This is a genomic window from Nocardia sichangensis (genome assembly GCF_047200615.1).
Classification (GTDB): domain Bacteria; phylum Actinomycetota; class Actinomycetes; order Mycobacteriales; family Mycobacteriaceae; genus Nocardia; species Nocardia sichangensis.
In genome coordinates, this window is the sequence record NZ_JBJZOK010000045.1 from 11118 (window position 1) to 30718 (window position 19601).

Sequence of the window (19601 nt, forward strand, 5' to 3'; positions counted from 1 at the left end):
CTTCTCGATCAGTCTTCTCGGCTGGATTCGGTCGAATCGGGGTGTGGCGGTGGGTGCCGGGTATGGTCGTGCCGGATCTGCTGGCCGTTGCGATAGGACATCCAGCCGGCATTGTGGCTCGCACCCAGCCAGCTGATCCGTATCGGCGGCCCCTCCTCCTTGTCGACCCGCAGGACATGAAAGTTGACAGTGCCAGTGCTCGCATGGACCGGGCGCCCCGGGAACACCCTGCCGAAGACCTCGGCGAAACCGGATCCCGCAACGCCCGCTGCCGCCTTGCATGCCATCAAGACGAAGGATTTCGGCGTCCCCAGCGCGTCGGCGAGCCCGGAGGCGAGCGCGTCGCCGAAGGGGTGCGCGGACTGGACGATCGAGGCGAAGGTCCGCCCGTCGACGTCGATGGTCACCCCGGATCGCAGGTTGATTTCGAAGAGGTTCGCATCGGCGTGCGCACTGATATATACCGGTCCATTCTTCCCGTTCGCATAGTCGAGGGCCCACGGCGCACGGACGTTTTCGGTGCGCGACGACTCTTCACGCAGGATTCGTTGCACCACCACACTCAAATCGTCGTCGCCGTCGCGCATTCTGGTGACCACGTTGTGGAAATTCTCCGTCCGCGCCCACAACAGCTCGCCCTCGAGATGGCCTGGCTGATGAAAGCTGACTCCGATCGCAGCGCCGCGGTGATCGAGCATCGAGTTGACGACCACGTCCGCGCCGAAGAAGCCGATTACCCGGTGGTCGCTGGTCACCGCGAAGTACGGTTCCTCACCGAAAAATGCCTCCGTCGAGCGCAACTGCTCGACCCAGTCGACGATATCGGTGTCATTCGCCGTCTGTTCGACGAATGCCGCCCTGCCATCGGTGGCCGGAGCGTCGTACCTCGTCGCGGCGTGGTCGGTCGCGACGGCGTTCAAGTAGGACATCCACCCCGCGTTGTCGCCGGCGGCCAGCAGGCCCACCCCGCGACCACTCTCCGCATGGACATCGACATCGCCGCGAGACCCGTAGATCCGGCGGTCGGGGAAAGTCCGGTGCAGTGCGGCCGAGAACTCCTCGCCCGCCGAGCCGTTCGCCACCGCACAAGCGATCATGACGACCGACCGCGACGGACCCGATGTCATTGCCGCCTGAAAGGTCGGCGACGCCTGCACGATGGCAGCGAAGGTCGTACCGTCGACGGCGATCGACCGCCCGGCCCGCGAGCGGACTTCGAAACCGCGGCTGTCGGCGTGCACCGAGATGTAGAACGGTCCCGGCTTGCCCTCCTGGTACTCGGCCACCCACGGAGCCGGGACGAACCGGTCCAACCCGATCCGATTCCGGTCACCGGCGAGCGCGGCGGACCCGGCTTCGCCTGGCCGAGTGCGGAAAACCATCCCGTGGCCGTTCGGCGCGTTCCCCCAGGTACGCAGCACCTCCAACTCGTCGGGCCCGTAAAGGAAGGTGATGCCCACCGTGCGGCCCTGCTGATCGAGGATCGGCTCCTGGATCAGATTCTTCGCGCGGAACCGCACCACGGTGTGATCCGCGGTGCCGGACAACTTCTTTCCACCGCCCAGCTGTCCGAGTACACCGAGGTGCTTCTTCCAATCGATCGGATGCGAGACGTGCGCGACCGCGTGACCGTCGTCCTCGTCGGCGCCGGGCAACTCGACGCCGAGAAGTTCGGCTGCGTCGGCCGACTGTGCCGGTTCCGGTGTCTCCGAATGAGTTCCGACCAGATCGTCGACGCCAGGCGGGGCGAGCCGGTCGAGTCCGAACAGGCCGCGCGCACCCGGACCACAGATCGCGAGGGTGGCGAATTTGTTGAGATGCCGCAGCTCCACGTCCACCACACCGTCGGCCAGGAAGGTGATCCCCGACAGCGGAGGTTGTGCGGATCTGTTCGTGCCCCATGGGTTGTGCAGCCGCAACGCCACCGGGTTGCCGTCCTCATCTCGCTGCACGCCGACTGCCGTGTAGCCGTGATTGCCCGCCAGGCCTGGGAATCGAACGGTGTCGTCGCGACCCCAGTTGCGCGTACCCAGCATCACCAGATCGCCTCGGCCCAAGGCGAAGTAGACGCGTTCGGCGATGTGCCTGCCGATCTGCTGGTCCAGCTCACGGGTGCGCCAGGACGCCGCCCGGTCCACGGAATCGACGAGGCGCTCGATGTGCGAAGCCCAGCGCGTGCGCTGCTGCGGGCTCAACTCACGGTTCAGGAAGCGCCGGAACCCCTCGGTCGAGCCGGGGTTGTCCGGCCGGATCAGCCGGTAGAACTCACGCACGGCGGCCCACACGTCGTTCCCGTTGCCGGCCACCAGTGCCAGCACCTGTGCGCGATCCGCGTCGGCACCCATCGGATTCGCCTCGCGTGCGCGATGATCGCGCACCCGATCTTCCCACTCGCCACGCAATGCGCAGACCGCGCGAGCGAACTCGTCATCGCTGCCGGCCAGGCTGCGGAGTTCGTCGATGTCCATGCGCATCGGATGATGGAAATAGGCATCGGTGACCGCCCGGGACGGCTGGAACCGCAAGCCGCCGGGCAGCGTGGCGGGCAGCATCGTCGCGGCGGTGGCGCCGGGACTGCCGCCGTCGAGTCCGGCGTAGCCGAATTCACCGCCGAAGACCGCGTAGGCCTTCTCCAGGGCCGCGGGCCACAACACGCCCAGGTCGGCGGCGTAGCGAGTGCTGTTGTCGCCGTTGACATAGAGATCTTTGGAGACCCGTACCCAAGCCGCGTCACCGTTCTTGTCGAAGAACCGGACGGCGACGGAGTCACCGAGATCGGTCATCATTTCGCGGAGCAAGGGCAGCGGGCTGCGGGCCAGCGCCATCATGTTGGCGGCCAGGAAGCAGTTGCCCAGCGCGCCCTGCCGCACGTCCGACACCCGGGGACCACTGATCTCATCCCAGAGCGGATTGGTCGACCGGCGCAGTTCGGGGACGAGTGGACCGAGGATGTCGCTGTCGAGGGTGTGCCACGTAGCGGCCTTCGGGCGCCCGAGCATCGTCCGGCTCGGATCCGGTGTCCCATCGGGATTCTGCGCGTGTTTCACCGCCACAACGGCACGCGGAGGTAGCCAGACCGGGGTGTCGCCGGACCCGTCGATTCCGATACCGGCACGGGCCAGGAAATAGGTGGTCTCCCAGAAGAATGTGGCGGCATTCTCCTCGAATGCCTCGGCGAGCAACATCTTACGGATCCGGATCGGACTGGCATCGTGCTTCTGATCCAGCGGAACCAGCCCGATGTATTCGGCTCCGGTGCCAGGATGGCTGAACGTTCCCTGCACGGCGCGCCAGCCGCTGCCGACGTCGAGCCGGTGCGCGGTACCGAGTCCGTCGATCAGCACGCATCGATCGCCGCGAACGAACGCCTCGGCGGCCGGGGCGACGTGCAACGGCAACGCCCCCAGGGTTTCCGTGGTCGGTGGGTGATGCTCCGCCATCGCGGCGGGTGGGCTCAGCGCCGTTGCCGTCGAGCCTTCGTCCGGGTCGGCGAACAGCGCGGCGAGTGCGTCATCGCCCCATTGGATCTCGGCGGTGTCGGCGAGCAAGCCCGCGCCCGGCGCCGGGTGCCGGGCATCCTCGGACATATCCTCGAGATCGGACAGTTCCTCGAGACCGGACCCGTCGCGCAGCCTGCGTCCGCGCACCGCGTGGTCGAACGCGTCGTCGAACATGTTGCGGGTCAGCCACTTCCACAGGCTAGCGGCGTTCGCGGCCGCTTCGGCGGAGGTTACCGCCTCGACCACCTCGGTGGCTTCCTGGTCCGAGGAAAAACGCAGCGGAGCGCTGAGCGTGCCACCGGTGGTCGATCCGGAGCCGACCACGCCACTCGAAGCGGCGGCCGGGCCTGAGTAGCGAGTGGACGCGTGCTCTGTTCGAGTGCCGTCGCTGTGCAATGTCACCCAACCGGCATTGCGGTCCGCCGCGAGCAGGCGATAGTCGACATTCGGCCGTGCCGTATAACGCATAGTCGACTGCCACACCGAGGTAGCGGCGGCATGAACCGGCACATGCGGGAAGTTCTGGTGTAGCGTGCGCGCGAACTTCGTCGCCGCCGAACCCTTCGCGGGTTTGCAGGCCAGCAGAACGATCGAGGTCGCCGCGCCGGTGCTCAGCGGGCCTCGCAGTCCCGGTGACCACTCGACGATCTTCGCGAACGTCGTACCGTTCACCTCCAGCGTGGTTCCGGTCCGAAGCCGGATCTCGAACGTGTTCGGACCCGCGTGGGCGGTGACGAAGACCGGTCGGTGTCCGGTCCGGGTGAACTCGGCAACCCACGGCGCGTCGACCACCTCCTGTCCGACCCTTTTCGGACCGTCGAAGGCTTGCTTCCCGGTCTGCCCCGGTTGGGTGCGCACCACCTTGTCGTGCCATTCCGTCGCTGCCGCCCAGCGTCGATTCGCGTCGAGTTCCAGATCGCGGTTCTGGAAGCAGACGCCGGTCAATGCTCCGGTCGAGCCGAACATCTCGTGCGCGACGACGTCGGCGTAGGTGAAATTGATCGGCAACTCGAAGGCGTTCTTGCCGTGCAGGACGTCCGGATCGTTGGATACCCGCCACGAGTTCAGATACGTGCGCCAGCCACTGCTCACCGCCGGGGTGACGAGTGCCCCGGACTCCGCGGTGGTGTCGGCCACCGTCTCCTCGGCAACCTCGGGCACCACGCCGGTCGGCGTCCCCGTAGACCGCCCGGGTGACCCACTCACCGCGGCGGACGCATGCTTGATCGTGTTCTGCTGCACCACCTTCGCGCCATCTGGACCGATGGTGACCCAGCCCCGGTTGTCGTTGACACCGAGAGTGGCGATGGTCTTCTGCGCCTTCTTGACGCCGACCTGCACCACGCCCGCGCCCGCGTGCACCGGGGCGGTGGGCAGCAGATCGCGCATCGCCAGGGCGAAATCGGTCGCCGCCGTCCGCTTGCCCGCCTTGCACGAGATCAGCACCAGCGACCGGTCCGTCGCCTGACCACCTGGCCCCAGCGCCTCCCGGAAGTCCTCGGCGGCCTTCACGATCTTGGCGTAGTTGGCACCGTCCACCCGCACCGATCGAGTCGACTCCTGCTTCGTCCCCTTCTTCCAGATGATCTCGACCATGAACCCCTTCGAGTCCGCGTGCGCGTCGATATAGACCGGACCCGGACCGTTCTGGGCATAGTCGGTCTTCCATGGCGCGTCGACGAAATTTTCGCCGAATTCCAAGCGCCGCTTGGTGACCTGGTCCACGGCCTGACCGGTATCGGTCAGCACCACACTGTCCTGCCCGGATGCCGCGCGCGCCCACTTGATCGCCTCGCGCTGCCCCTCCGACTTGAGGACGAACGACACTCCGATCGTGGTGCCGTTCTTGTCGAGCAGGGCTCGGGTGAGTACGTCCGAGACATCGAACTCGGTGTGCCGCTTGCTCGCGCCGCGCACGCCTTCCGCAGTGGTCGTCGTCAGGGGCGAGCTCACCGGTGGATCGAGGACTTCTTTCCATTGCCGCACGATCGGATTGCGGCTGGAACCCAGTGAATTCGACCCTGCGAGCTCGGTGGCGACGGTGGTCGACGATCCGGTCGCGCCGGCGGGATAACGGGTGCCGGCGTGCTCGACCCGGGTGCCGTCGCTGTGCAAACTCACCCAACCGGCATTGTCGTCGGCGGCGAGGTAGCGGTAACGGACAGTGGGCACGGCCGGGTTCCGCCAGTTGGAGATCCAGACCGCGCTGGCGGCGGCATGCACCGGTGCGGCCGGAAACCACTGGTGCACCGTAGCCGCGAAATCGGTGGCCGCCGAACCTTTCGCAGGCTCGCACGCGACCAGCACGACCGAGCTCGGACCGCCGGCGGTGCGCGCGGCTTCCAGCGCCGGGGACTGCTCGACGAGCTTGGCGAATGTCGCGCCGCTCACCTCGAGCGTCGTTCCGGTTCGCAGCCGGATCTCGAAGGTGTTCGGTCCAGCGTGGGCGTTGACGAAAATCGGTTCCCGGCCGACCCCGCCGTATTCGGCCGCCCACGGCGCCGCGACGACCTCGTGCCCGACCCTGGTCTGGCCAGCGAAGACATCCTTGCCGGTTTGACCGGGCCGGGTACGCACCACCTTGTCGTGCCACTGTTGCGCACCCGCCCAGCGCTCGGCCCCCTCGATCTCCGACTCGACGTGCTTGTAACTGACCCCGATCGGCGTCCCCGCCGGTCCGATCAGGTCCTGGGTCACCACGTCGGCGTAGGTGAAATTGACCGTGACGCCCAGGAAGTTCTTGCCGTGCAGCGCATTCGGATCATCGGATGCGCGCGACGAGTTGAGATAGGTTTTCCATCCGCTGCTGATCGCGGGGTCCGCCTGCCCCGGCTTGTTCACGATCGGCGGGGCCGTGTGCTCGAGTACCTTCCAGGGAATTCCGGCTGCATGGAGCTGATCCCGCAGGGCTGTTTCCGGCTCCCACTTGAAGACCACGTGATCGATGTCGGCACTGGTGACGCCACCGTGCACCTGCGCCTCCACGTATCCCCACTTCCGGAAATCCGGATGCGTCAGGTCTCGCCGCAGACCGACATGGGCGCGCGGGAGGCCGGGTCTGCGTGGCGGGTAGACGCCGAAGGACTCCGGTGCGGGGTCCTCGAGGCTCGAAGGATAGACATTTTGCTGATGCTCGATGGAATCTCCCACGCACACCGTCGTGCGGGCCCGCACTGCGGACTTCAGGACCACCACGGCGTCGCCGTAGACATTCAATCGTTCGTCGTTCAGCTCGCCGACCGGCTGTTCACCGCCGACGCGAACGTACCCGTAGACGGCCCGCTTATCGATCGGATGGTCATCCACGTCATGGCCGAACCAGCGGGCTTCGAGCAGCGCTCGGTCATTCATTCCGGTGTCGGTGTCGCCCAGATCGAATATCGTTCTGAACCGGCCATCCCGCAGTACTTCCAGCAGCGACTCCTCGAAGATCCGCACGGCGATATCTTTGCCCGCGAGCGCCGCGACCAGCTCGGCCTTCATCTCCGCGCGTGCCGTCTCGAGCGAAATATTGTGCTCGGCGGCAAGTCTCGCCGTGTGTCGATCGATGCTCCCCAGCTGCATCGCGCGTGCCACAGCGATGGCGCGCGGCTCCACCGGCAGCATCGCGAAGTGATTCTCCAGCTCGTCCTGCAATGCCTTCCGCCGCGCCGTCAACTCGGCACACAGTGCGGCATCGTTGCGACTGGCTTTGATCTCGTCGGCCAGCTCCGCCAGCCGCTCGCCCAGCACACGACTCTGGGGGTCAGCGAACAGTACCCGCTCGGGTTCGTGGCCGTTGACAAACGCCGCTTCGGGGACATCATCACGCTGGAGGAGATCGGTTGCCCGGCGAGTCGTCACGCCGATCCGATTCGCGTCCACGGACAACCAGCCGACATTCGACCCGCCGTACAGCGTGAACTTGGTCGAGTCGAGCGGATCAGGACGTCCGTAGACGGACCCGGCGGGCAACATCGACGCCGTCCCGGCGGTGACGACATGCGCCCCCGTCGCCGTCGAACTCACCACCACCGTGCCGTCATCGCGCGTCCGGGTGGTGAAAAGCTCAGCCACCAGGACGCTGTCCAACACCACCGTGCCGGAACTCGGATGATCAATTTCGTGCACGAGGCCCTGTTCGTGCGAATAGGTCCGCACCACCGGCATTTCCTCGGTCCCGAACGCGACGAGATGCCCGGTGGTATCGGCTACGAACAGGCCCGGGAAATCGACGACGGCGAGTGGCAGCACCGGCGTACCGACCAGATCGTCGCCGAACAGCTGCGGCAGTTCGGCCCCGGTCGGGTCGTCCCAGAACGAACCGGCAGGCGACTGGGAGCCATCGGTTTCCGGCTGCCCGAGGTCTGCCTGCCGCTCGGGTATCGGCGACGGGATATCCAGGTCCCGTGCGAGTGTGTGTGATGCCACGCTCGCGGCGCTCGCGACGACGGCGGTCGGCGGCAGCACGGTGCGGCCCATCCGCCGTGCGGCGTTTTCCGCTTGCAGGTGCGACGCCGCGGCCCGCACCGCGGCCTCGGCGGCTTCGCGTTCGGCCGTCGCCGCCCGGTGCGCGTCCCGCGCGATGGTGTACTCGCCGAGGGCCGCGTCCCGGACCGTGCGGGTTCGCACGGTGCTACCCTCGGCATCCGCACGCTCCGCGAGGTCCTTTGTGGCCCGCGCCTCATCCAGCCGGACGGTCGCGCTCTCATGGCTGGTGACCGCGTCGGTGTAGCGGATTATTGTCTGGGCGTGGTGCGGAGCGGTGGCGAACAGCGCGTCGTCGGCGGCCAGGAAGTATTCGACACTGCCCTGCTGGCCGTTGCGCGCGGCGCGGTTCTCGGCCTGGATATCGATGTCACGCACATCCGACTTGCCCGAAATGCTGACATGCAGGCCACCGGCCGCGTTGACGGCGTCGCTGATCTCGATATCGACGCCACGGCCGCCTTGACGGTTGATGATCAGGATCTTGCCGAGCTGCCCCGCCTTGTCGAAGATCGCTTTCAGGTCGGCTTCCGCGGTGGGGCCCCGGTCGGCGAACCACCGGGCATCGACGACCTCGTGCGGAATATCCGCGAGCTTCAACCGGGCCGAGATCTCGGCGACCTCACTGTTGCGGTTGGTGATCACCAGTTCGGGACGCGCCTGGGCACGGTGCCGACCGATGAGTTTGTCGGCGATCGCATCGTGCTTGGCCGACTGGTTCGGAGCCAGATTCGCCTCGAGAGTGTCCAGTTTCGATTCCGTGAAGCGCGGAACCGTGACTACCGGCTTCATCCCGTAGTTGTCGACCAGGTGGCCGGACACCCCCTCGGCCGTGCCCGAAGCGCCCGAGAGCCATTCGTACCGCTCCGCGAGCATGGTCTTGGCGGTGAGGCTTTGTGAAGACACCGAGTCGCCCCGGATCGTGATCCCGTGCTTGGCCTCGATCGCCTGAGCCAGACCGCCGTTCCACCGGCTCTCGGTCGAGGTCGCCGGATCGAACATCACCTTGTGGGTGGTTTGGTCGATGATGTAGACCTTGTCGACGCCGTCGCCACCTCGGTGCACGATGTAGTGGTCGTTCTCGACGAACTCCCAGTGCGCCGATGCGGCGGAATTCACCCGGTCGATCTGGACGGCGAGGTCGTCGGGGCTCGCGCCGGGATCCTCCTCGGCGAGCAGTCTTCTGACCTTCTCGGTGCCTTCGGCGTTGAGCTTCGCCGGGCCGCCGACCTGCCCGTCCGTCCGATCGAAGTCCGCGGGGCTCAGATCCCCGGAAGCAAGCCGATTGTCGAGGAAGTGCCGAGCCGCCATGATGCGGGAGGCGATATGCGGATCCGCGGCCAGGCTGGGGCCGTCGGAGATGATCCAGGTGGTGTCGGCGTAGTACAGCGCCTCGTCGAGCTCGTCGATGACGGCGATATCCCCGCGCATGAACTTGCCGCGGAGTTGCCCGAATGCCGCATCGTCGAGGGTACCGATATAGATGGTCGGCTTCGCCGGATCGAGGCCGGTCTCGTCGGCGCCGTTCGGATTCATCCTGACCACGTTGAACACGTCCGGACCGAGCACCCCGAGAACCTGTTTGTACAGATTGACCGCATCGTTGGCCAGAGTGTCGCGAGTGGTGAAAACGTGCACCGAGTCACCGGCGGCGGCCTTCAGAATCGAATCGGCGAGGAAGACGAACGTCTTACCCTCGCCCGCGTCCATATTGATGGGGCCCTCGCGCATTCCCATCGTGCCCATGACCTGGGTCCAGCGCAGGACCTTGCCCGGCGCCACCTCCGCACCGTCGTCGTCGAACTTCGTTGTCCCCCGCCGGATGGTTTCGACGGCGGCGGTCACCGCGCGGTGATATTTCGCAACGCTTTCCGCGTCGCGCGCATCGTGGTGGACGCTGCCTCGCAGCGCCTCCCGCAGGTCCTCAGGTGTGGCGTTCTCCCAATCTTCACGCCTGTACATCCGGGTGATGTCTTCGGCTTCCCGGAGGAAGTCCCGCTGCGGCTCATCGGAGACGGCACGGGTGACCGGCTCGGGCAGCTCAGTCGAATCAATCTCTGTCGCAGACGTCTTTCGCGAAGTCGGCGTCGGTTCGACGGCCTGCGTCCACCCCTCGCGATCGGAATCGGTGTACTTGCGTCCCTGCTGGTCGTAATGGGCCAGGTCGCCGTAGATCCCGAGCTTTTCCAGCGCGGCTTTCACCCGAGTCGGCGAGGGCTGGTACGCACCTGCCCAGTCGTGCACCGCGACCATTTTCCCGTTGACGAATTGCGCTTGGAAAGCCACGTAGACGCCCGCGTTGTGGAATTGCTCGTGATGCAGGTTCTTGCCGACGTACCAGTTGCCGTCATGGTCACCGACCACGGTCCGCATTGCGGGCGCGGATATTTCGGCCCAGCGCTTGAGAATCGGGCCCTGGCGCGGCACCTCGATCGTCGTGGCGCCCTTGCGTGGGATCACGTCCGATTCGGGATCCGGCATACCGTTGGATTCCGGATCGGAGGCTTTGGACCAGAGGCCGTCCTTGTCGATCGTGTACCGGTGATCGGGCAGCTCGTCGGTGTTGAACCGGAACACACCCCGGGAGTTCCGTTCGTCGTAACCGCGGACGCCGCCGCCCGCGCCCTCGCCGAGATCGTCGGCGCCGGCCGTCTTCTTCTGGCCGAAGCCAGGGCGCATCGGCAAGTCGCCGTCCTGGAATGGCCGGAACAGCTCCCGACCTTCGTGCGGGGACTTGTTGCCACGGAGCATCTGCATTGTCTGCTCGAAGCCCAGGACTTCCCGGATGAAGGCCTTGCCGCCCGGCCAGGCCGGATCGAGCAGCGATGTCTCGACCAGCCGCCAGCGCAGGCCGGTGGCCTCGTCGATCCTTCCGACGAGAGCCAGGTCGTCGCTGACGCCCTTTATGCCTTTGGCGCCCGCGCGGGCCCGCGGTTCGGCCACGGGCGATGCCGAGGTGTCGCGCGCCGGAGCCTTCTCCCCTTTGTCGCCCTGGGGATTCGGAGCACCGGCTGGTTCCTTGACCGGTGTTGTCTTGTCGGTTGCCGCGGCCGAATTCTCAAAGGTCGGCCGGGTTCCCTGCGGAGCGTCCGGCCGGTTCGGGGACACCGAATCGATCTCGGGTTGCGCGAATTCCGCACGCCGCTGGACCGGGTTCGAATGCACCTCGTCCGACTTGGTCGCGACGGTCGAGTCGGCTTGTTTCGCTTGAATGGACTCCGGAGCATCGAGTGCGCCACCCGCCCGCGGTTGCGCACGCGCCGAGTGGTCACCGGATACGTCGTTCCTCGGTGCCGTCGGCATGTTGTCTCGGCTTGCAACAACTTTGGTGTCCGCGCCACGTTGGGCGGATGGCGACGAACTCGTGGACTTGTCCCCGCCGGTGGCGTTCGACGCCGCCTGCTGGGATGCGGTTGCCGCGTTGTGCGGCTGCGGTACGAGCTGACCGCCGTCGTGCTGCTGCGACGCGGGCTCGGCCGTCTCGGAAGACTGCCGTTGTGCAGTCGATCCCGATTGTTCATGGTTCGCGAGCGCGTGACCGGTGTTCGGTGCGGAAGAGTCGTCACCACCCGATTTCGCGGACGACGACTGCTGCGACAGGTTGTCCTCGGCGGTGTTCCGGTGCGTTGAGCTCACGATCGAGTCATCGGTCTGATCACCGCCCTGGTTGGATGCCGAGGACCCACTGTGGTGTTCGGACAGCGATTCGTTCGGCTGCGCGCCACTCCCTCTCCCCGCGTTGCCATTCGGCGAGTCCGAAACGCTCTTGGGTGCAGCCGCGGGCCCGGTATCCGAGGGCGGCACTTCGGTCGGTGGTGTCGATCCGGCCGGACTGCGCGGGCCGCCGACGGGATCGACGTGCACTTTGCCGGCGCCGGCGCCACGCCAACGTCCCGCGCCGGAGCTGAACGCGCCGGCGGCACCGGCGCCGAGCATCCTCGGGTCCAGTTCGAATTCGCCACCGTTGATGACCTGGTTGGCGATGCCACCGCCGATCATTCCGCCGACACCACCGGCGCCGCCCTCGACGGCGCCGCGCATGAGCTGCTGGAACCTGCTGTCGAATTGCGAACGGGTGATCTTTCCGCCCAGGAGCTCGAACAGATCACCACCGAGCTTGCCGAACATCGCGCCGAACGCACCACCCAGCGCGCCGCCCAGCGCCGCGAACCACAAATCCTTGCCGTTGACACCGTCGCGATGTCCGGCCGCCATTTGTCCCAGCTGGATCAGGAGCGTCAGAATCACCTGCTGCCCCATGGCTTTCAGCGCGGCGACGAGCATCTGCCGCAACAGCTGCTTCAGGTATTGGAAGACAATGCGGTACCACCCGATCAACGCCGCCTGCGTCGGGCCGGCGGTCGGCGGGAACAGCCACGCGAGCGCGATCTCGTAGACCAGCTGTACGAGGCCGACGATGATCATGATCTTGTTCTGTTGAATCGCGCAACCGACCTGATCGCACGAATCAGCGAGCTGACCGAGCGATTTGGCGATAGCTTGCAACGAGGCCTGATCCGACTCATCGGTGAGGTTCCGCAGGGTGCGCGACATGGCCGAACCCGAACCGGCCGACGGATACGCCGAGAGGATATCGTCCACCGCGTCGTCGAGAGCCGAGACCAGCCCGGTCAATCCCGCCGAGGCTTCCGACCAGGCGTCGGCGAGGGCGAACATGCCGTTCTCGCTGCCCTCCGGCCAAGCGCTACCGGCGACCCAGCTCAACCACCGCAGGTCCTCGGGCAGGTTGATATCGGATTGCCGTACCGCATCGGGAATCGACATCACCGGCCGCCGTCTCGCAGACCGGGCCCATGCCACGGGTCGGCAGCGTCGGGCTCCGGCTCGAACTGTTCCTCGACCGGCGGCTCACGACGCTCTTGCCGCTTCTCCTTGCCAGAGACCGACTGACCACTACTCCCCATCGCGGGCGTCCCCGGCATCCCCGGCATCGCGGCCTGGGGCAGTACGCCCGCACGCGACTGGGCGCCGATGCCACCGGCTTTCGGCACCAGCTTCTCCCCGTCATAGGCCGCCCCGAGCATCCGCGGCAGCGGCGCCGACGGAATGCCGCCGCCCTTGCCGCCGGTCGTCGGACCACCGGTCTTGTCAACTGGCACAACCGTTCCCGGATCGATCGCGCGGTATGCGTTCGGACCGAGAGCACCGGGGAACGCAGGCGCGCCGGGGGGTGCCGGGATGCCGCCGCGCGTCGGTCCCGGCGTCGCGAGTGCGTCGATCGGGTTCGAGGAGGAAGCCTCTACGCTCAGTGGCGTGGCAGGATCGGGAGTACCGGTAGCCGCGAGATTCGGCGTGGAAGGCCCGTTCGGCCGGTCGGCATCCGGGTTACCGGCCGAGGAACCAGCGGGATCAGAACCACCGCCGGTGGACCCACCCGAATTCTGTCCGCCTCCATTGCCGGACTGCTGGTCCTGATCACCCGGCGGCGGGCTGGACGGGTTGTTGTTTCCGGTGTTCTTACCGAAGTTCGGATCGGAGCTGAGCGGGCCCTTGTACGGACCGGGGTCGCCACTGGCGTTCTCGTCTACGTAGTTCTTCAGAATCCACTGGGCGTAGAGGTCCTCGCCCGCGGCGAATGCTCTGCCCGCCTGCTCGATTGTGGTGCCATAGTTGACCAGTAGCTGTCCGAAGATCGGAATCGCCCCGGTGGCGTCCGATTCCCGACTCGCGTTGCCCACCAGCGCTTCGGCCGATGCCGAATAGCCTGTCGCGCCCTCGGCGAACTGTTTACCGAACTCGTCCGCCCCCCATGGACTTCCCAGCCGCTGCAAGGAGTCGCTCAGTGTGCTGAGAATGTCGAACAGACCCTTCGGCGCGCTCGGCAGTTCGGCGAGCCGCTTACCCTTGTCGATCAGATCCTGCGGGTCGACCTTGATCGGGTCGCCACCGGAGTTGTAATTGGCCCGGCCGCCGTAGGGGTTCGAACCGCTGTTGGGCTTGCCGCCAATGTTCGGGTTCCCACCGCTCGGGCGGTTGTTGACCGGTGGGCCGCCGCTCGGCCCCGCACCGCCGCCTTTCGGCGCGGGCTTCCCCGAGCCGCCCTTGCCGGACCCGCCTCCTGGCGCCGGGGCGCGATCGTCCCTGTCGCCCTTCGGATTCTTCTCGTCTTCATCTTTCTTATCTTTGTCGTCCTTATCCGCGTCCTTGACGCGCTTTCCGTCTTCGGGCTTGCCTTCGCCATCGAGATCCCAGGGCAACCCCGACGATTGCCAGACCTCACCCAGATCCAAGAAGGACAACCCCGCCGGCAACCCGAACCGCCCCGACTCACCGAACAGCGAAAGGAACGGGTTGCTACCGGCGTCAGGGTTAGGTGCCACAAGGCGATCGTGCCGTCGCCCTCGTGTCGCTCGCGCGGCGCGCCGACGGAGTTCACCAAACCTTCAGGCGTTCACCCGGATGTAAGATTCGGCGCGACCGCAGCCGGAAAGCTGGCCGTGACGACCAGACCGCACGGTTCGGCTACGTCGACGAAGAACAATCCCCCGTACTGGGCCGCCATGGTCGCCGCGATCGGCAGGCCGAGACCGGAACCGCCGGCCGTCGCCTGTGCTCCGCGAAAGAATCGAGTGGTCAGCTGATCGAGCTCATCGGGTGACACCCCGACACCGTCGTCGCGGACCGACACGACAACCGACTCGCATTCTTGGCTGACGGTGATCGCGGTATGGGCATCTCGGCCCGCGTAGCGTACGGAGTTACTCAGCGCGACATCGAGAATCTGGGCGAGCACACTCGCCGGAACACCGGCTTCGGCAACCTCGGTAGTCGCGTCGAGGATGAGGGTCATGTCGGCGCGCTGGAACGCGGCATGCCACGCGTCCACTCGATCCCGTGCCACCGCTACCGCGTCACAGTCCGACGTGTTCGAGCGCGCGGCGGCGTGTCCGGGCGCGGCATCGGCCACCGCCGAGGCCAGCAAGCCGTCCAGCAACTCCGTGAGCCGGTCCACTTCGCTCACCACACCGGCGAAGGTGGCCGACGCGTGATCCTGGGCGATCATCGGCTGTAGGGCCTGCAACCGAACCGCGAGCGCGGCCAGTGGATTTCGCAGCGAATGCGCCGTATCGACCACCAGTTTTCGCTCGGCCGCGGCCAGGTCGGCGACGGCTCGGGTAATCGACGCGACACCGACCGCGAGTTCGACGATCTCCCGCGGCCCCCGGCCTCTGGACGGGGAACCCCCCGGCTCCGCGCGCCGCACCGGCAAGGTCGAGGTCAGCGCGTCGACATCGCGGCGCAATTTGGACACCGGTCGCAGGATCCACCCTGATACCCCGAGCGCCACGCCGCCGAACGCCAACAGGGCGGTGGCGGTCACGCAGGCGAGTTGAATCCAACTGTCAGTGATACCACGGCGAGTCGCCGAGGTCGAGATCGCGATGACGACCACACCGCCGGCTTGCTGCGAGGTTCCGATGGGCTGGCCGACCACCATCGGGTGCGTACTCCACGGATACAGCGTCTCCGGCGGGATGAACCGGTGTGCGTTGTTCGATACCTCGATGACCCGTGGGTCGGCGCGGTTCACCCCGACATCGACCATCACCGTGCCGCTGCCCGCGATCACCAGGACACCGTTGCCGGTCTGCTCGAAATAGGTCTGCGCCTCCCCCTCGAGGCGTGCCGGATCAACCGACGCCGTCGCCGCGAACTGGTTGGCGACCTGGATCCGATCGATCACCATCGCCTGGGTCCGGCTCGACGCCAACTCCATCCCGATCCCGATCGCGAAGCAGATCATGCAGATCGCCGCCAGCAGCGTGAATACACTGACCAACCGAACGCGCATCCGGCGAGGTCACCGAGTCCAGCGGTAGCCGAAGCCGTGAATGGTGGCGATCAGTCCTGGGCGGTTCAGTTTGGCCCGCAGCGCGCCCATGTGAACGTCGAGCGAACGAGACGTGGACGGGGTTTTCTCGCCCCAGATCTCGTCCATGATCGTGTCCCGGGCCACCGCGACGCCCGCGCGCTCGACCAGCACGCGTGCTATGGCGAATTCCTTCTGGGTCAGCTGTACCGGCAGACCGGCCACCTCGACGGAACGAGCTCCCAGATCTACCGCGACATCACCGGTAACCACCACGGCCGGAGCGGACTCCGTTGTCTGCCTGCGTCGCACGACCGCTTCCAGGCGGGCGGCGAGTTCACCGAGCCGCGGCGGTTTGACCATGTAGTCGTCGGCTCCGGCACGCAGGCACGACACCACCGCCAACTCGTCGCCCTCCGCGGTCAGCATGATCACCGGAACCGTGCTGACCTTGCGGAGCTGGCGCAACACCAGGTAACCGTTGACATCGGGCAGCCCGATATCGAGCACGACCGCGTCGTAGCCTGCGTGCGAAGTCAGCAGATCGAGCCCGTGTGACAAATGGTCGACGGCCGGGAAACCATGCGCTCGGAGGCCGTCGACAACAGCGCCGGCTACGCCCGCGTCGTCCTCCACCACCACCACACGCACGAACCCGGTCCCTTCCACACGTCCAGACCCGCACCTGAACACGAGGTGAGACTACCGCAGACGGTCACGCCTGCCGTCGCGGAGTGGAGCGTCGCCGATCGGTCAACATTGTTGTCCGGCAACGGTCCTCATCGAGGCGATCCGAAGTCAGGCAGTCGCTCTACCGGCACCGGCGCGCGGCTCGGCCTGCGCGGCCGATGCGACCGCGATCGGCGGATAGCCGCTCGGCCGGGGGACGGGCGGCAGGCTGGTGAATCGTCGACGCAGGTTGTTCAGCTGCCGATAGACCTCGCGCTGCTCCTCGTGCAGCCTACGGATCTCGTGGTGTAGCTGTTCCGCCTGATCGACAAGCTGGGCATAGAAGTGGCGACCCTGCTCGAGTTGGGCCCGTTCGGCGCGCGCGCGGGTCAGGATCTCTTCGGCCGAGGTTCGCGACACAGCCGATCGGGCCGTGGCAGCACTCGGCCGGATCCGGCGCGGAACGGGAGTGCCATCGTCAACCTCTTTCACGACAACCCCAGCCTCTCGATAGAATAGTCAATGCGCCCCGAAAATGAATTATGCGCACCGCATCGAAAGCGATCAACCTCGCCGCGAATTCTTGATATCGACTTTGCGATTATTTACATATCTCGAATATTCTTTGGAATCTCTTGACAACCCCTCGGGTTCGCAGCACTCCGCCGGCGGGCGCGCGCGGTCAGGGCGACGGTTACGACCATCATCACCACGACCACGACGATGGTGGCCAGCAATGCGTGCCGGTAGCCGACCAAGAACGCGTTCTGCACCGCTTGGGCGAGCGGCCCACCGAGTGTGTCGTCAACCGAGGCCGCCGTTGCCACGTTCTTGCCGAGCGGTTGCCCGACCGCGACGATGCCTTCGTGCGCGGCGACTTTGGCCGGAATGACGAGCTCCGCTCGATATCCCTGGTCCACGAGACCACCGGCTACTGCCAAACCGAGCAGGCTACCGAGTTGGACGACGGCCGACTGCGCCCCGAACAGGACGCCGTTGCGAGTCGGGGGCAGCGCGGTAGCGATCGCATCGAGCGCGACCGCCATGACAACGCCCATACCCACGCTCATCACCGCGACCATCCCCACGATCCGCTCCAGGCTGCCCGCAGCGTCCGCGGTCAAACCGACAGCCAGGCCATCCAGCACCATCGTCAAGCCGATGATCAGCGGAGTTGTCGCGCCGGTACGGCGTTGCAGCATCGCACCGGCCTTGGCACCCAGCGCGGAGGCCACGCAGGCGGGCAGGAAGATGAGCGCGCCCGCCACGACCGGGTCGGTACCACGCACCGCCTGCAGGTATTGGATCGTCACGAAGACAATGCCGAATTCCGCCACGACCGCCGCGGACAGCGCGAACATCGCGGGCTGCGCCCGCGGATCGGCTCGCAACAGAATGTCGTGCGGCAACTCGCCGCCACGGCGGGTGGCCGCCGCCACAACCAAGAGGACGGCGCCTGCCCCCAGCAGCGCCACGACGGGAGCCGCGGTCCAACCCCAGTCGGGCGCCTTGAACAGACCGAGCGCGACCAGCCCTGAACCTATCGTCGCCGCAACGACACCCGGCCAATCCACCGGAGCTTGCGGATCGCCGGGGCACCGCGGGACGAACTTGACGATGCCGACCAGCAGCGCCACCGCGACCACGGCATCGGCGAGAGCGACCCGGGGCCACCACAGATTATTCAACAGCAGGCCGCTGACCAGCGGAACGACTGTCACGCCCGCGGCCAGACAGCCTGCCCACAACAGCAGCGCCTGGGCGCGTTGCCGACCGGCATTGCTGACCAGCACGAGGATCGACAACGACGCTGGGACGATTGCGGCGACACCCGCACCCATGACGATTCTGGCCACCAGCAAGGGAATCGAGGTCGCGGCCAGCAGCATGTGGGCCAGCAGACCAGCGAGAAAGGTGACATACCCGGCAATCAGCACTCGCTTGGCGCCGCATCGGTCGGTGAGCACACCACCGACGAGCAGAAACACGATGAGCGACAACACATAAGACTTCGGGATCCACAGCGAGAACTCGAGCACGTCCCGGTCACCCAGCTGCTGCAGCAACGTCGACACGGCGATGCTGTGCAACGAAACGTCCTGGCTGATCAGGAATCCGGTGCCGCCGACGAGCGACAGGACGAGTGCGCGCCGCCCGCGGCTCGACGGCAGCGCCGGTTGCGTCCGGGTCACTCGGCCTGGACGGCTGATCTCGACTGCCATGGTGCGCCCTCGACTCGATAGCTCGGCCACCCCCGATCGGAAGTCTCGACTATCGGTGGCGATCTCGCCAATCGGCGCGGTGCCGGTCCACTGCGGTCGGCGTCAGCCCAGGTGATCGCGCAGTGAGTTGATTGTGGCGAACAGATCGTCCGGTTCGGGCGCCTCGGCCTGATCGATGTCGAGCGGTGCCATCAGTTCCTTGGCTTTGCGCGCGACCTCGAGCACCGCCGCCCGCGACGCCGCGGTGACCGCGTCCGCGAGCTCCGCCGGGGTCAATTCGCCGATCGCGCCGGAAAACTTGATGTCGGTGGCGATCCCGTCGGCATTCACGGTGACGCGCACCCGCCGTCGCGCAGTGGTGGCGACGCCGACAAGTAGCGCACGTTCGGCTTGCAGATCGGCGATTTCGGCCATCCTGGCCTGAAATTCCTCGACGGCAGCGTTGAAATCATCATCCATCGTGTCGGGTCCTTCTGTCGCGCTCACAATTCGGCGGTCGGCGTCATCGGTCGAGAATTCGATGATTATCGTTTCGACAGTCATTCAGCGGGTTTTGCGACTGCGAAGTAAGCGGTGCGGGGGTGTGCTTCGGCAGTTGCGCCCGCAGCGCTGCCAGGCCTTCGAACAGATCCTCTGGCTTCGGCATTCGCGACCGCAACTCGGCTGCCGGAGCCAGGAGCGTTTCCTGCTCGGCGGCCACCTTCGCGGCCGCCGCCTGCGCCGCCTGCACTGTCGCGCGGGCGATTTGGCCATAGCTGAGCGTGTTGATGTCGTCGGCGTAGTACGTCTCGATGATCGAGCCGGAAGCATTGACCACGACGGTGATTCGGCCGTGTTCCACGGTGGCGGACGCGGTCAGCGCGTCGCGCGCACCGCGCAGACTGCGCATCTGGCTCAGGGCCCGGCTCACCG

At 66.5% G+C, this 19601-nt stretch carries 8 protein-coding genes; all 8 read right to left on the reverse strand.

Translation table 11 applies throughout. The annotated features are described in order from the left end of the window. Positions 1–8: 8 nt before the first annotated feature. The 8 genes from ACL03I_RS36190 to ACL03I_RS36225 all read right to left on the reverse strand — a co-directional run bounded on the left by ACL03I_RS36190 (position 9) and on the right by ACL03I_RS36225 (position 19599). Positions 9–12752 (reverse strand): WXG100-like domain-containing protein, encoded by a 12744-nt coding sequence (locus tag ACL03I_RS36190; protein WP_412808248.1) that lies wholly within the window; start codon positions 12750–12752, stop codon positions 9–11. Beyond that, positions 12752–14308, reverse strand: a complete 1557-nt coding sequence (locus ACL03I_RS36195; protein WP_412808249.1) for a hypothetical protein — start codon at positions 14306–14308, stop codon at positions 12752–12754. The genes ACL03I_RS36190 and ACL03I_RS36195 overlap by 1 nt, the downstream gene beginning before the upstream one ends. A gap of 71 nt (positions 14309–14379) precedes the next feature. Next, entirely contained in the window at positions 14380–15780 is a 1401-nt protein-coding gene (locus tag ACL03I_RS36200) for a sensor histidine kinase (protein ID WP_379253411.1), read from the reverse strand. Between the two features lie 9 nt (positions 15781–15789). Then, complete coding sequence (locus ACL03I_RS36205) at positions 15790–16449, reverse strand: response regulator transcription factor (RefSeq protein ID WP_356967639.1); 660 nt, start codon at positions 16447–16449, stop codon at positions 15790–15792. Positions 16450–16596: 147 nt separating this feature from the next. After that, positions 16597–16887 (reverse strand): DUF2721 domain-containing protein, encoded by a 291-nt coding sequence (locus ACL03I_RS36210; protein ID WP_379253410.1) that lies wholly within the window; start codon positions 16885–16887, stop codon positions 16597–16599. Positions 16888–17072: 185 nt separating this feature from the next. Continuing rightward, on the reverse strand, positions 17073–18689 hold the full coding sequence (locus tag ACL03I_RS36215; RefSeq protein WP_412808250.1) for an MFS transporter: 1617 nt from the start codon (positions 18687–18689) through the stop codon (positions 17073–17075). 102 nt (positions 18690–18791) lie between these two features. Further along, entirely contained in the window at positions 18792–19232 is a 441-nt protein-coding gene (locus ACL03I_RS36220) for a YbaB/EbfC family nucleoid-associated protein (RefSeq protein WP_412808251.1), read from the reverse strand. Then, entirely contained in the window at positions 19192–19599 is a 408-nt protein-coding gene (locus tag ACL03I_RS36225; protein WP_412808252.1) for a YbaB/EbfC family DNA-binding protein, read from the reverse strand. Before ACL03I_RS36225 ends, ACL03I_RS36220 begins: the two co-directional genes overlap by 41 nt. Positions 19600–19601: the final 2 nt, after the last annotated feature.